This is a genomic window from Stenotrophomonas sp. YJH_SMC_32 (assembly GCF_059369975.1).
On the sequence record NZ_JCAFTE010000007.1, the window covers coordinates 1 to 13,912 of the forward strand.

Sequence of the window (13,912 nt, forward strand, 5' to 3'; positions counted from 1 at the left end):
GAAAGGAAAGCCCTTCAAGGTCGTCATGTGTGCGGTGATGCGCAAGCTCATCCATCTGGTTTGGGGCGTACTGAAAAGCGGCCGCCCATTTGAGCCTGACGGCGCCCTTGCCTAGGCAAGGGCAACACGGTATCTACAGAAGCGCTCACCGGCGCGGCGCATCCGGGTCGGTGCGCAGGGCCTTCAACAGGCCCCACATGTAGAACGCCAGGGTGAACGAGAACGGCAGGCCGCACAGCACCACCGCCGTCTGCATCGCGCTGAAGTTGCCGGCCAGCAGCAGGCCGACGCTGGCCACGGTGATGCCGGCGGCCCAGAACACGCGCAGCCAGATCGGCGCGTCATGGCCATCTTCCACGCCATCGTCAACGCGACGGGTGCACAGGTTGGCGATCATCAGCGTGCCCGAGTCGACCGGGGTCAGGAACAGCACGAAGCCGATCACCACCGCAGCACCGGCCACGTACGGCGCCGCAGGCAGGTATTCCAGCAGCTTGAACAAGGTCATCGCTGCATCATGCTGGGCCACGTCACCCAGGATCGCCTGGCCATGGTTGAGCACCAGGTCGATGGCGGTATTGCCGAAGATCGACAGCCAGGCCAGGGTGAAGCCGAGCGGAATCAGCAGCACGCCCATGATCACTTCGCGGATGGTGCGGCCACGCGAGATGCGCGCCACGAAAAGTCCGACGAACGGCGCCCAGGCGATCCACCACGCCCAGTAGAACAGCGTCCACGAACCCATCCACTCACGGCCCTTGGGGTCGTTGAGGTACATGTCGAAGCTCTTGCGCACGAACGCGCCGAGGTAATCGCCGGTGTTCTGGATCAGGCCATCGAACAGGTGCAGGGTCGGGCCGGTGACCAGCACGAACAGCAGCAGGCCACACAGCAGGCGCACGTTGAGGTTGGACAGCCAGGCAATGCCCTTTTCCACGCCGGCCACCACGCCGATGGTGGCCACGACCATCATCACCAGCACGATCACCACCAGCACCTGCGGCGTATCCGGGATGTGGAACAGGTAGACCAGGCCGGACTGTACCACCAGGGCGCCGATGCCGAGGTTGGTCACCATCGAGATCAGCGTGGCCAGGATGCCGAAGCCATCGACCATGTCGCCGATGCGGCCGTGGATGCGCTCACCGAAGACCGGGTACAACGCAGAGCGCAGCGCCAGCGGCAGGTCCCGGCGATAGGCGAAATAGCCCAGTGCCACGCCGACCAGCGCATACAGCGCCCAGCCATGCAGGCCCCAGTGCAGGAAGGTCAGCACCATCGCTTCACGGCCGGCGGCCACGGTGCCGCCGGGCTGCCCGGGTGGATTGAGGAAATGATCCAGCGGCTCGTAGGCGCCGTAGTACAGCAGCGCGATGCCGATCCCGGCCGAGAACAGCATCGAAACCCAGGCGACATAGCCGAAGGCCGGTGATTCCTCGTTGTGGCCCAGGCGGATGCGGCCGTACGGCGAGAACGCCAGCCACAGCACGAAGCCCAGGCACAGCACGATCAGCAGCATGTACCACCAGCCGAACGCGGCCGACACTTCGGCCTGCGCCCATTGCAGCCAGTGCTCGCTGCCTTCGGGATAGAGAACGGTGAGCAGCCCGAGGATGCCGATCGACACCGAGGAGCTGAGGAAGACAAAACGGTTCAAGCGCAGGGGCGAACGCTTGGGATGAGCCAGGGAAGACATGGGGTCGTCTCATCAAGTCCGAGGGAGCACATGGGCGGGGCCGGACCGGTAAACCGGGCCCATGGCGTGGGGCGCGAGCGCATCCTAGGGTTTATTGATTGAACGTTCAATCAATAAAAAGCATAATGGCGGGCAGCCCGATCCTTCGGGTCGCAAACCGTGGAGAGACAATGCCGAAGAAAGGCGTGGAACCGGTACGGCGCGAACAGCTGATCCGGGCCACTTTCCAGACCATCGACGAGATCGGCATGGCCGATGCCACTGTCGCCACCATCGCGAAGAAGGCGGGCTTGTCCAGCGGCATCGTCGCCCACTACTTCGGCGACAAGGACGGCCTGCTCAATGCTGCAATGCGGCAGATCCTGCGCGAACTGAAGGACGCCGTCGCCCGCTACCGCGCAGACGCCGGCGACGATCCGCGCGAGCAGCTGCGCGCCATCGTCGATGGCAACTTCGACGACAGCCAGATCAACGGCACCGCGATGCGCGTCTGGCTCACCTTCTGGGCCGCCAGCATGCACCAGCCGGAACTGGCCCGGCTGCAGCGCGCCAACGACCAGCGCTTGTTCTCCAACCTGTGCCACCAGTTCAACCGCCTGCTGCCCCACCCGCAGGCCCGCCTGGCTGCCCGCGGCCTGGCCGCGATGATCGATGGCCTGTGGCTGCGCGGCAGCCTGGTCGGCGGCCAGTTCAACGCCGAGAAGTCCCGGCGCATCGCTTACGGCTACATCGACTTCCAGTTGCAGGCTGTCGCGCTATAAGCGCTCCAGCACCCGCCCCCTTCCAAGGAGTACGCCCCATGACCACCCTGCCCGTCCAACAGCTCTACATCCACGGCCAGCGCGTCGATGCCACCAGCGGCAAGACCTTCAAGACCGTCAACCCGGCCACCGGCGAGGTGATCGCCGAGGTGCAGGTCGCCAGCCAGGCCGACGTCGAACGTGCCGTGCAGAGCGCAGCCGAAGGCCAGAAGGTGTGGGCCGCGATGACCGCCATGGAGCGCTCGCGCATCCTGCGCCGCGCCGTCGAGCTCCTGCGCGAGCGCAACGACGAACTGGCCCACCTGGAAACCCTGGACACCGGCAAGGCGCTGGCCGAGACCACCACCGTGGACATCGTCACCGGTGCCGACGTGGTCGAGTACTACGCCGGCCTGGCCACCGCCATCGAAGGCATCCAGCTGCCGCTGCGCGAATCGAGCTTCTTCTACACCCGTCGCGAGCCGCTGGGCGTGGTCGCCGGCATCGGCGCATGGAACTACCCGATCCAGATCGCCATGTGGAAGTCGGCACCGGCGCTGGCCGCGGGCAACGCGATGGTGTTCAAGCCGTCCGAAGTGACCCCGCTGACCGCGATCCGGCTGGCCGAAATCTACACCGAAGCCGGCGTGCCGGCCGGCGTGTTCAACGTCGTGCAGGGCCCGGGCCGCGAGATCGGCCAGTGGCTGACCGAGCACCCGGTGATCGAAAAGATCTCCTTCACCGGTGGCGTCGCCACTGGCAAGAAGGTCATGGCCAGCGCGGCGTCCTCGTCGCTGAAGGAAGTGACCATGGAACTGGGCGGCAAGTCGCCGCTGGTGATCTGCGACGACGCCGACCTGGACCGCGCCGCCGACATTGCGGTGATGGCCAACTTCTTCAGCTCCGGCCAGGTCTGCACCAACGGCACCCGCGTGTTCGTGCCGCGCAGCATGCTGGCCGCATTCGAGGCGGCCGTCGTCGAGCGCGTCAAGCGCATCCGCATCGGCGACCCGATGGCCGCCGACACCAACTTCGGCCCGCTGACCAGCTTCCCGCACATGGAAAACGTGCTGCGCTACATCGAGAGTGGCAAGGCCGAAGGTGCCCGCCTGCTGACGGGTGGCGGCCGTGCCACCGAAGGTGCGCTGGCCCAGGGCGCCTACGTGCTGCCGACCGTGTTCTCCGACTGCCGCGATGACATGACCATCGTCAAGGAAGAGATCTTCGGGCCGGTGATGAGCATCCTCGCCTATGACGACGAAGACGAAGTGGTGCGTCGTGCCAACGACACTACCTTCGGCCTCGCTGCCGGCGTGGTCAGCAAGGACATCAGCCGCGCCCACCGCATCATCCATCGCTTGGAAGCCGGCATCTGCTGGATCAACACCTGGGGTGAATCGCCGGCCGAAATGCCGGTCGGTGGCTACAAGGAATCCGGCGTCGGCCGCGAGAACGGTATCTCCACCCTCGGCCACTACACCCGCATCAAGTCGGTGCAGGTCGAGCTGGGCGACTACGCCAGCGTGTTCTGACCGGCGCGCCCCGAGCACGCCCCATCGTCCGGCCACCGCGCCGATCCGACATTCCGCCGGGACGCCTGCATGCAGCGCGCCCCGGCCTGCAGGAGACACCCATGAGCACCCATAACGAGTACGACTACATCATCATCGGCGCCGGTTCAGCCGGCAACGTGCTGGCCACCCGCCTCACCGAAGATGCCGATGTCAGCGTGCTGCTGCTGGAAGCCGGTGGCCCGGACTACCGGCTCGACTTCCGTACCCAGATGCCGGCTGCACTGGCCTTCCCGCTGCAGGGCAAGCGCTACAACTGGGCGTACAAGACCGATCCGGAGCCCTTCATGAACAACCGCCGCATGGACTGCGGCCGCGGCAAGGGCCTGGGTGGCTCGTCGCTGATCAACGGCATGTGCTACATCCGTGGCAACGCGATGGACTACGACAACTGGGCCAGCATGCCGGGCCTGGAAGACTGGACCTACCTCGACTGCCTGCCCTACTTCCGCAAGGCCGAAACCCGCGACATCGGCCCCAACGACTACCACGGTGGCGACGGCCCGCTGCGCGTGACCACGCCCAAGGCCGGCAACAACGAACTGTTCGCTGCGATGGTCGAAGCCGGCGTGCAGGCCGGCTACCCGCGCACCGACGACCTCAACGGCTACCAGCAGGAAGGCTTCGGCCCGATGGACCGCACGGTGACCCCGAAGGGCCGTCGCTCCAGCACCGCCCGCGGCTACCTGGACCTGGCCAAGCCACGCCCGAACCTGACCATCGTCACCCACGCGCTGACCGACCGCATCCTGTTCTCGGGCAAGCGCGCGGTGGGCGTGCAGTGGCTGCACCACGACCAGCCGCAGCGTGCCACCGCCCGCCGCGAGGTGCTGCTGTGCGGCGGCGCCATCGCCTCGCCGCAGATCCTGCAGCGCTCGGGCGTCGGCCCGGCCGACCTGCTGCGCAGCCTCGACATCGACCTGGTGCACCACCTGCCCGGCGTCGGCGCCAACCTGCAGGATCACCTTGAGATGTACCTGCAGTACGAATGCAAGAAGCCGGTGTCGCTGGCGCCGGCGCTGAAGCTGTACAACCAGCCGGCGATCGGTGCCGAGTGGCTGTTCCTGGGCACCGGCATCGGCGCCAGCAACCAGTTCGAGGCCGGTGGCTTCATCCGCAGCGATGCCGAATTCGACTGGCCGAACCTGCAGTACCACTTCCTGCCGGTGGCGATCAACTACAACGGCTCCAACCCGATCAAGGCGCACAGCTTCCAGATGCACGTCGGCTCGATGCGCTCGCCCAGCCGTGGCCGCATCCATGTGCGCTCGAAGGACCCGCGCGAACATCCGAGCATCCTGTTCAACTACATGTCGCACGAGCAGGACTGGCGCGAATTCCGCGCGGCGATCCGCATCACCCGCGAGATCTTCGCGCAGCCGGCGCTGGCCCCGTACAGCGGCCGCGAGATCTCGCCGGGCAGTGCACTGCAGACCGACGCGCAGATCGATGCATTCGTGCGCGAGCATGCCGAAACCGCCTACCACCCGTCGTGCTCGAACAAGATGGGCCATGCCGATGACCCGATGGCGGTGGTCGATGGCCAGGGTCGCGTGCACGGCCTGGAAGGCCTGCGCATCGTCGATGCCTCGATCATGCCGCAGGTGGTGACCGGCAACCTCAACGCGCCGACCATCATGATGGCCGAGAAGCTGGCCGACGTGATCCGCGGCCGCACCCCGCTGGCCCGCAGCACTGCGCCGTACTACAAGGCCAACGGCGCACCGGTACGCAAGCAAGGCTGACGCAAGCGGCCCGCCTGTGGGGTGCGGTAGTGCCGGCCGCTGGCCGGCATCCGCTGGATCGCCTATCGAGCGCAGATGCCGGCCAGCGGCCGGCACTACCCAGCAAAGAGGCCCTTCGGGGCCTCTTCGCGTTTTCCCTACGGCGGGGTATGCTGCAATGACCGGCCATTGTCGATACGCTCAGGGCCGGAACCTAATACATCACGATTCCTGGAGGGGGAATATGAGTCTGGATCGTCCCTGGCTGCAGAGCTATCCGAAAGGCGTTCCCGCCGAGATCGACGTCAACGAGTTCCATTCGGTAGCTTCGGTCTTCGACGCTTCCGTCGCGAAATTCCGCGACCGTCCCGCCTACTCCAGCTTCGGCAAGGTCCTCACCTATGGCGAGACCGACGCGCTGGTCAATCAGTTCGCGGCCTACCTGCTGGGAGAGCTCAAGCTCAAGAAGGGTGACCGCGTCGCCCTGATGATGCCCAACTGCCTGCAGTACCCGGTGGCCACCTTCGGCGTGCTGCGCGCCGGCCTGACCGTGGTCAATGTCAATCCGTTGTACACCGCGCGCGAGCTCAAGCACCAGCTGATCGATGCCGGCGTGACCGCACTGGTGGTGGTCGACAACTTCGGCGACACCGTCGAGCAGGTCATCGCCGATACTCCGGTCAAGCACGTGGTCACCACCGGCCTGGGCGACCTGCTTGGCGCCAAGGGCGTGATCGTCAACTTCGTGCTGAAGTACATCAAGAAGATGGTGCCCAACTACCATCTCAAGGGCGCGGTGCGCTTCCGCCAGGCGCTCAAGATCGGCAGCCGCCACAGCCTGCCCCAGGTCGAGATCGACCACGACGACATTGCGTTCCTGCAGTACACCGGCGGCACCACCGGCGTGGCCAAGGGCGCGATGCTGACCAACCGCAACCTGATCGCCAACATGCAGCAGGCCTCGGCCTGGATCAGTGCGTCGGGCATCGAGATGGGCAAGGAGTGGATCATCACCGCCCTGCCGCTGTACCACATCTTCGCACTGACCGCGAACGGGCTGGTCTTCATGAAGTTCGGTGGCTGCAACCACCTGATCACCAATCCGCGTGACATGAAGGGCTTCGTCAAGGAGCTCAAGTCGGTGCGCTTCACCGCCATCACCGGCGTCAACACGCTGTTCAATGGCCTGCTCAACACCCCCGGCTTCGACACGGTCGACTTTTCCTCGCTGAAGGTCACCCTGGGCGGCGGCATGGCGGTGCAGCGCGCCGTGGCCGAGCGTTGGAAGAAGGTCACCGGCGTAACCCTGGTCGAGGCCTATGGCCTGACCGAAACCTCGCCGGCGGCCTGCATCAACCCCCTCACCCTGACCGAGTACAACGGCTCGATCGGCCTGCCGATCCCGTCCACCGATGCCTGCATCAAGGACGACAACAGCGCCATCCTGCCGCTGGGCGAGGTCGGCGAGCTCTGCATCAAGGGCCCGCAGGTGATGAAGGGCTACTGGCAGCGCCCGGAGGAAACCGCCAAGGCGATCGATGCCGACGGCTGGCTGCATACCGGCGACATGGCGAAGATGGACGAACACGGCTTCTTCTACATCGTCGACCGCAAGAAGGACATGATCCTGGTGTCCGGCTTCAACGTGTACCCGAATGAAGTCGAGGACGTGATCGCGATGATGCCGGGCGTGCTGGAAGTGGCCGCGGTCGGCGTGCCGGACGAAAAGTCCGGGGAAGTGGTCAAGGTGGTCATCGTGAAGAAGGACCCGAACCTGACCGCCGAAATGGTCAAGGAGCATGCCCGGGCCAACCTGACCGGCTACAAGCACCCCAAAATCGTTGAATTCCGAAAGGAGCTGCCGAAGACCAATGTCGGCAAGATCCTCCGCCGCGAACTCCGCGATACGCCCGCCCAGTAAGGGTTTGCGGCAATTTGAACGATGCAGGGCCCGGGGCGGAAACGTCCCGGGCCCTTTCGCATGCGACGCCCCTGGGGCGGTGTAGCATCGCCGCGTGTGTGGACCGTTCGGCCCGCCGGCCACCCACCTGACACTGCGGGCCGCATGCCGAGGACCCTTCCATGAGTACCATCGAAAAGCTGCCTTCAAGCGGCTCACCGTTCGCCACCATCCGCACCGAAGACAGCGCCGACGGCGCTGCCCACTGGCTGTTCATGCACGCCGATGCCGCCACTGGGATCCGCCCCTGCTGCCGCAAGGACATGCTCGACGAGATGTGGAGCTACATGGCGGCCATCACCCGCAGCCCTGCCGAACGCCACAGCGGAACATTGCGGCATTTCGTGCTGGCCTCCGATGCCGTCGCCTACAACCTGGGCGGCGACCTGGACCTGTTCACCCGCCTGATCCGCGAAGGCAACCGCGACCTCCTGTTGAGCTACGCCCAGCGCTGCGTTGAGGGCGTGCACCACCTGCATACCGGGTTCGGCGGCGATGTCCGTTCGATCGCCCTGATCCAGGGCGACGCCCTGGGCGGTGGCCTGGAAATGGCCCTGGCCTGCCACACCATCGTCGCCGAGGAAGGCAGCGGCCTCGGCCTGCCCGAAGTTCTGTTCGGCCTGTTCCCGGGTATGGGCGCCTACTCCTTCCTGTGCCGCCGGGTGTCACCACACCTGGCCGAGAAGATCATCCTCGACGGCCGGGTCTACAGCGCCGAGGAAATGCATGCGATAGGCGTGGTCGACGTGCTGGTGAAGAAGGGCGAAGGCCGGGCGGCCGTCGAGGAACTGATCCGCCAGCAGCAGCGCACCCCGCAGTCCTACCTGGCAATGAACGCCGCACGCAGCATTGCCCAGCCTGTCAGCTATGACGAACTGTTGGAGATCACCAAGGTATGGGTCGATTCCGCCCTGGCCCTCGGCGACCGCTCTCTGCGCACCATGGATCGCCTGATCAAGGCCCAGACCCGTCGCGCCAGTCTCGACGCGGCCTGATTCATCCCTCCCCCAGGATGGGTTCAAGCCCGGTTGGCCACCGGGCTTTTTTTATGGGCCTTGCCGTGGTTCAGCGCGCCTCGCCATCGTCAGCAGCGCCACGCAGGCGGCGTTCGGCCCGCGCCTCCAGTGCACGCCGGCCTTCCTTGATCGCTTCCTGCAGGATGCCCAGGCGCTGGCGCCATTCGGTCTTGAGCTGCCAGTCAGCCATCCGCATCAGCTCGCCGGCACGGTTCGACGCGCGCATCAGGCCAAGGTTGCTGGCCACACCCTTGATCGCATGGGATTGTTCGCGGAACACATCCCACTGCGTGGCCTCGCCGGCCTGCTCGGCCTTGCCCATGCAGCTCGCCACGTCCTCCAGGCACTGGCGGATGAACTCACGTTCGAAGCCCTCGCCCATCCCCAGCGAGGCCAGCTCGTCCAGCACGCTGCTGTCGAGCACCCCATCCTGCAGCGCCATCGGTCGCACCACCGGTGCGGCCATGGTCTTCAGCTGGGCGTTGCTGGCGATCTCGGCCAGGGTATCGAGCAGGCGCACCGCCACCACGGGCTTGGCCAGGAAAGCATGCGCCCCGGCCTGGGTGCAGCGCTGGATCGCCTCGGGCGTAACATCGGCGCTGAGCACCAGCACCGGCGTGCGCGGACCGCCGCCGGCCTGCATCACCCGCAACTCCTTCAGCATGTCCAGCCCACTCATGCCCGGCATGTGCAGGTCGACGATGACCGCATCGAATTCACTGTCGGCCAGCGCATCCAGCACTGCCTCACCGCCGTCCACGCACAGCACGCGATGCCCGGCCTTCTGCAGCAGGCGCTGCAGGACCATGCGGTTGGCCTCGTGGTCGTCGGCCACCAGGATCTGCATGCTGCGCACGCGGGCGCGATGGCGCAGGAACGGGTCGGCAAATGCGATCACGTTGCCACCCGGCCCCGCGTCGTCGTCGCCGGTCAGGCTCGGTACCGCACCCGGCACCTGCGGTTGCGGCGGCGCGAACGGCAGCTCGACCCAGAAATGGCTGCCGCGCGGCGGGTTTTCCAGATAACCGATATCGCCGTCCATTGCTTCGACCAGGCCCTTGGCGATGGTCGTGCCCAGCCCGGTGCCCTCGTGGCGACGCGCCATGCTGACGTCAGCCTGCTCGAAGGCATCGAACAGCCGCGCACGCATGGCCGGCGCTACACCGATGCCGGTGTCGAGGATGTCGAAGCGCAGCCGCACCGCGCCACTGGTATCGGCCTGCACCACGCTGACACGGATTTCGACCCGGCCGTGATCGGTGAACTTGACCGCGTTGCCGGCCAGGTTCAGCAGGATCTGCCGCAGGTGCCCGACGTCTCCGCGCACGCGGGGCGGCACACCATCGGCGACCTTCACCCGGTAATCCAGGCGCTTGGCCTTGGCCTGCGGCAACAGGATCAGCCCGATCGCCTGGATCACGTCGGCCACGGCGAAGTCTTCGGCCACCACGCGCAGCTTGCCGGCCTCGATGGCCGAGATGTCCAGCACTTCCTCCACCAGCGCCAGCAGGCTGCGCGACGACGCCTGGATGGTGTTGAGGCACTCGCGCTGCTCATCGTCCAGGCGCGTGGTCGCCAGCACTTCGGTCATGCCGTTGAGGCCGTTCAACGGCGTGCGGAACTCGTGGCTCATGTTGGCCAGGAAACGGCTCTTGGCCTCGCTGGCACGGCGCGCCTCGGCCATCGCTTCGGTCAGCTGCCGCAGCAGTGTCGAGAAGTACAGCGGCACCGCCGCCAGGCCGAGCCAGAGGCCGATGGCCAGACGGAAATTCTGTTGCCAGTAAGGCGTCAGCAGCACCGTGCAACCGAAGCTCACCATCGCCATCGCCACCGCCACGTACAGGTAGTGGTTGCCGAAGCGCATGCCGTTGCCGACCGTCACCCACATCACCACGATGTAGACCCAGGCCAGGGGCTCGCCCATCTGCACCATGCCGGCAGCGATCAGGCCATAGTCGGCAAGCATGCCCAGCACGCGGCGGGGATCGGAACGCGCCGGCCGCCACAGCAGCCAGCCGAACAGCAGCAGCGACAGGCTCAGGCCGGTCAAGACGATCGCCAGCACGCCCACGTACTGCGTGTGCGGCAGATCGTGGCGCGGCGCCGGCAACAGCACGTAGGCCAGGATCAGGCTGATCAGGACAATACGGACGATCTGCTGGCCGTGTTCGCTGTCCTGGCGCTGGGACAGGCGCAGCCGCAGCTGCGACAACAGCCGTTTCACGCGCCCAGCCCCGGGCGCGCGGACGCCATCGAATGCTCGGCGCAGATCTGGTCCAGCTGTTCGCGGCCGCGCAGCAGCGCGTCCACGCATCGGGGATCGAACAGCCGGCCACGCTGGGCGTAGAGATAAGCTAGGGTGGCTTCCATGGTCCATGCTTCCTTGTACGGACGGGGCGAAATCAGGGCGTCGAAGACATCGGCGACAGCCACGATGCGCGCTTCCAGCGGAATCGCATCGCCGACCAGCCCATCGGGATAGCCGCTGCCATCGTAGCGCTCATGATGACGCAGTGCGATCAAGGCGCCAACCTGGATGAAACGATTCTGGCTGCCGCTCAGCAGTTCATGGCCAATCCGCGGGTGCCGGCGCATGATCGCAAGCTCCTCCTCGTTGAGCTTGCCCTGCTTGAGCAGCACCGCATCGGGAATGGCAATCTTGCCCATGTCATGCAGCGGCGCAGCCATTTCGATCAGGCGCACGTCCTCCTCGGGCAGCCCGAGCTGGTCGGCGATCAGGCCGGCCACGCGCGCCATGCGCTCCAGATAGGCACTGGTGCCTGCATCACGGAACTCGATCGCCCGCGCCAGCCGCGACAGCGTTTCGCGCTCCCGCTCTTCGACCTCATGCATGCTGGCCAGCAGGCGCTGCTCCAGCGACAGCGCCCGTTGCTTCACGTTCTCGGTCTGTTGGCGCAGCTGCAGCAGGTTGTAGCAGCGCGCACGCAGTTCGCGCGGGCGGATCGGCTTGACCAGGAAGTCGATGACCCCTGCTTCCAGTGCCGCCTGCCGGATCGGCTCGTCACCGACCACGGTGATCAGAATCACCGGAATGTCGCGGTGCTTGGGCAGCCGACGGAAACGGCGAGCGAATTCCAGCCCGTCCATCTCCGGCATGCGGTAATCGAGCAGCAGCAGGTCGACCGGATGGGCTTCACACCAGGCCAATGCGGTCAGCGGATCGCCGAAGTCATACACGCTCAGTTCCGGCGCGATGTCTTCGATGACGTGACGCAGCATCGTCCGGGCGGAAGTCTGGTCATCAACGATGACGATATTCAACGCGTACTCTGCCTGGTTTTTCGACCACGCTGGATCATCAGCAGGCGAGGATACTCTGCCGCTGCGAACGCTCGCACCCTGCATCGGCCTGACTCCCGTGTCGTGCATCCCGATTCATGATCGTCATCACAATGTGAAGCGGACTCCCCACACCGTGCCCTCCCCTAACGCCGATCAAGCCATAGCAGGCGTCAAGGTAGTGCAATTACGATACGCCGAGTGCGGGACGCGTCAATCGCGCCGTCTCGTTTCGGGACGGCGCGCACAATCGGGAGTCAAAAAGGTGACTTACTGCTCCGGACGCATGTACGGGAACAGCAGCACATCGCGGATCGAGCTGCTGCCGGTCAGCAGCATCACCAGACGATCGACGCCGATGCCCAGGCCGCCGGTCGGGGCCATGCCGTACTCCAGCGCACGGATGTAGTCGGCGTCGTAGTGCATGGCCTCGTCGTCGCCACCTTCCTTCGCGGCCACCTGGGCCTGGAAGCGCTGGGCCTGGTCTTCCGGGTCGTTCAACTCGGAGAAGCCATTGGCCAGCTCCTTGCCGTTGACGAACAGCTCGAAGCGGTCGGTGTAGCCCGGATCATTGTCGTTGGCACGGGCCAGCGGCGAGACTTCCACCGGATGGTCGGTGATGAAGGTCGGCTGGATCAGGGTGTGCTCGACGGTGGCCTCGAAGATCTCAAGCAGCAGCTTGCCCCAGCCGTAGGACGGCTTGACGCGGATGTTCAAGCGCTCGCAATGGCGCAGCAGCGCGTCACGGTCGGTGCAGTCGGCAACCGAGATTTCCGGGTTGTGGTGGCGCACGGCTTCGTCCATGCGCCAGCGGCGGAACGCCGGGCCCAGGTCGATCTTCGCCCCGTCCCACTCGACCTCGGTGCTGCCGTTGACCGTCCTGGCCACGTCACGGATCACGCCTTCGGTCAGGTCCATGATCTCGTTGTACGTGGCATAGGCCTCGTACAGCTCCATCATGGTGAATTCCGGATTGTGGCGGGTGCTGACGCCTTCGTTGCGGAAGTTGCGGTTGATCTCGTACACGCGCTCCAGGCCGCCCACGGTCAGGCGCTTGAGGTACAGCTCCGGCGCCACGCGCAGGTACAGGTCCAGGTCCAGCGCGTTGTGGTGGGTGGTGAACGGCTTGGCCGCCGCGCCGCCGGGGATGTAATGCATCATCGGCGTCTCGACTTCCAGGAAGTCGCGGTTGTCCAGCCACGCACGCATGGCGCGGATGATCTTCGAGCGCTTGATGAAGACCGCGCGCGACTCCGGGGTGACGATCAGGTCGACGTAACGCTGGCGGTAACGCTGCTCGACGTCGGCCAGGCCATGCCACTTGTCCGGCAACGGACGCAGCGACTTGGTCAGCAGGCGGATCGACTCGGCCTTGACCGACAGCTCGCCGGTCTTGGTGCGGGTCAGGCCACCTTCTACGGCGATGATGTCGCCCACGTCCCAGCCCTTGAACGCGGTGTAGGCATCGCCCAGCACGGCCCCCTGCAGGAACAGCTGGATGCGGCCGGACTCGTCCTGGATCTGCGCGAAGCTCGCCTTGCCCATGATGCGCTTGGCCATCAGGCGGCCGGCCATCTTCACCTGGCGGCCGTTGCCTTCCAGCGCCTCGGCGGTCCACTGTTCGGCATCGGCGAATTCGTCCTGCAGGCGGCCGGCGAAGTCCTCACGACGGAAATCGTTCGGGTACGCGATGCCCTGCCCACGCAGCGCTTTGAGTTTCTCACGGCGCTCGGCGATCAACTTGTTCTCGTCGACGGGGGGGGTATCGGTAGCTTCGCTCATGGATCTGCGGGAATCGTGTAGTGAGGGGGGATGCTGCGCCCGGCACAGCCGGTTGCCCAGCATACCAAAACCGCCCTGCCCAAGCCGGGAGAGGGGTCAGATCCCTTTGCGCAGCAAAGGGAT

9 protein-coding genes and 1 pseudogene are annotated in these 13,912 nt (G+C 65.8%); 6 read left to right on the forward strand and 4 right to left on the reverse strand.

Annotated features, from left to right (window positions below; genetic code table 11):
- Positions 1-115 (forward strand): annotated as a pseudogene (locus tag AC5P7S_RS10960) (IS110-like element ISStma4 family transposase); the annotation flags it as partial.
- Between the two features lie 30 nt (positions 116-145).
- Here the strand turns inward: AC5P7S_RS10960 and AC5P7S_RS10965 are convergent.
- Positions 146-1,696 carry a BCCT family transporter gene (locus tag AC5P7S_RS10965; protein WP_005416395.1) on the reverse strand — a complete coding sequence of 517 codons (1,551 nt, stop codon included), beginning with the start codon at positions 1,694-1,696 and terminating at the stop codon, positions 146-148.
- A gap of 170 nt (positions 1,697-1,866) precedes the next feature.
- Between AC5P7S_RS10965 and betI the strand changes: the two genes are divergently transcribed.
- From betI to AC5P7S_RS10990, 5 genes are all read left to right on the forward strand, one after another.
- Positions 1,867-2,457: a transcriptional regulator BetI gene (gene betI / locus AC5P7S_RS10970; RefSeq protein ID WP_005416394.1), complete on the forward strand. Its 591-nt coding sequence runs from the start codon at positions 1,867-1,869 to the stop codon at positions 2,455-2,457.
- 38 nt (positions 2,458-2,495) lie between these two features.
- Positions 2,496-3,968 (forward strand): betaine-aldehyde dehydrogenase, encoded by a 1,473-nt coding sequence (gene betB, locus AC5P7S_RS10975; protein WP_095378851.1) that lies wholly within the window; start codon positions 2,496-2,498, stop codon positions 3,966-3,968.
- A gap of 101 nt (positions 3,969-4,069) precedes the next feature.
- On the forward strand, positions 4,070-5,752 hold the full coding sequence (gene betA / locus AC5P7S_RS10980; RefSeq protein WP_061479282.1) for a choline dehydrogenase: 1,683 nt from the start codon (positions 4,070-4,072) through the stop codon (positions 5,750-5,752).
- A 223-nt stretch (positions 5,753-5,975) separates the two neighbouring features.
- Positions 5,976-7,652 (forward strand): long-chain fatty acid--CoA ligase, encoded by a 1,677-nt coding sequence (locus AC5P7S_RS10985; RefSeq protein ID WP_095378849.1) that lies wholly within the window; start codon positions 5,976-5,978, stop codon positions 7,650-7,652.
- Between the two features lie 161 nt (positions 7,653-7,813).
- Positions 7,814-8,686: a crotonase/enoyl-CoA hydratase family protein gene (locus AC5P7S_RS10990; protein ID WP_095378847.1), complete on the forward strand. Its 873-nt coding sequence runs from the start codon at positions 7,814-7,816 to the stop codon at positions 8,684-8,686.
- Positions 8,687-8,756: 70 nt separating this feature from the next.
- On the opposite strand, the gene AC5P7S_RS10995 is transcribed toward AC5P7S_RS10990, so the two are convergent.
- The 3 genes from AC5P7S_RS10995 to lysS form a co-directional block, all read right to left on the reverse strand.
- Positions 8,757-10,931, reverse strand: coding sequence for a response regulator (locus tag AC5P7S_RS10995; RefSeq protein ID WP_053499435.1), 2,175 nt, complete (start codon positions 10,929-10,931; stop codon positions 8,757-8,759).
- Positions 10,928-12,073 carry a cyclic di-GMP phosphodiesterase response regulator RpfG gene (rpfG, locus tag AC5P7S_RS11000; protein WP_032954148.1) on the reverse strand — a complete coding sequence of 382 codons (1,146 nt, stop codon included), beginning with the start codon at positions 12,071-12,073 and terminating at the stop codon, positions 10,928-10,930. Before rpfG ends, AC5P7S_RS10995 begins: the two co-directional genes overlap by 4 nt.
- Before the next feature lie 204 nt (positions 12,074-12,277).
- Complete coding sequence (gene lysS / locus AC5P7S_RS11005) at positions 12,278-13,789, reverse strand: lysine--tRNA ligase (protein WP_053499438.1); 1,512 nt, start codon at positions 13,787-13,789, stop codon at positions 12,278-12,280.
- Between the last annotated feature and the right edge of the window lie 123 nt (positions 13,790-13,912).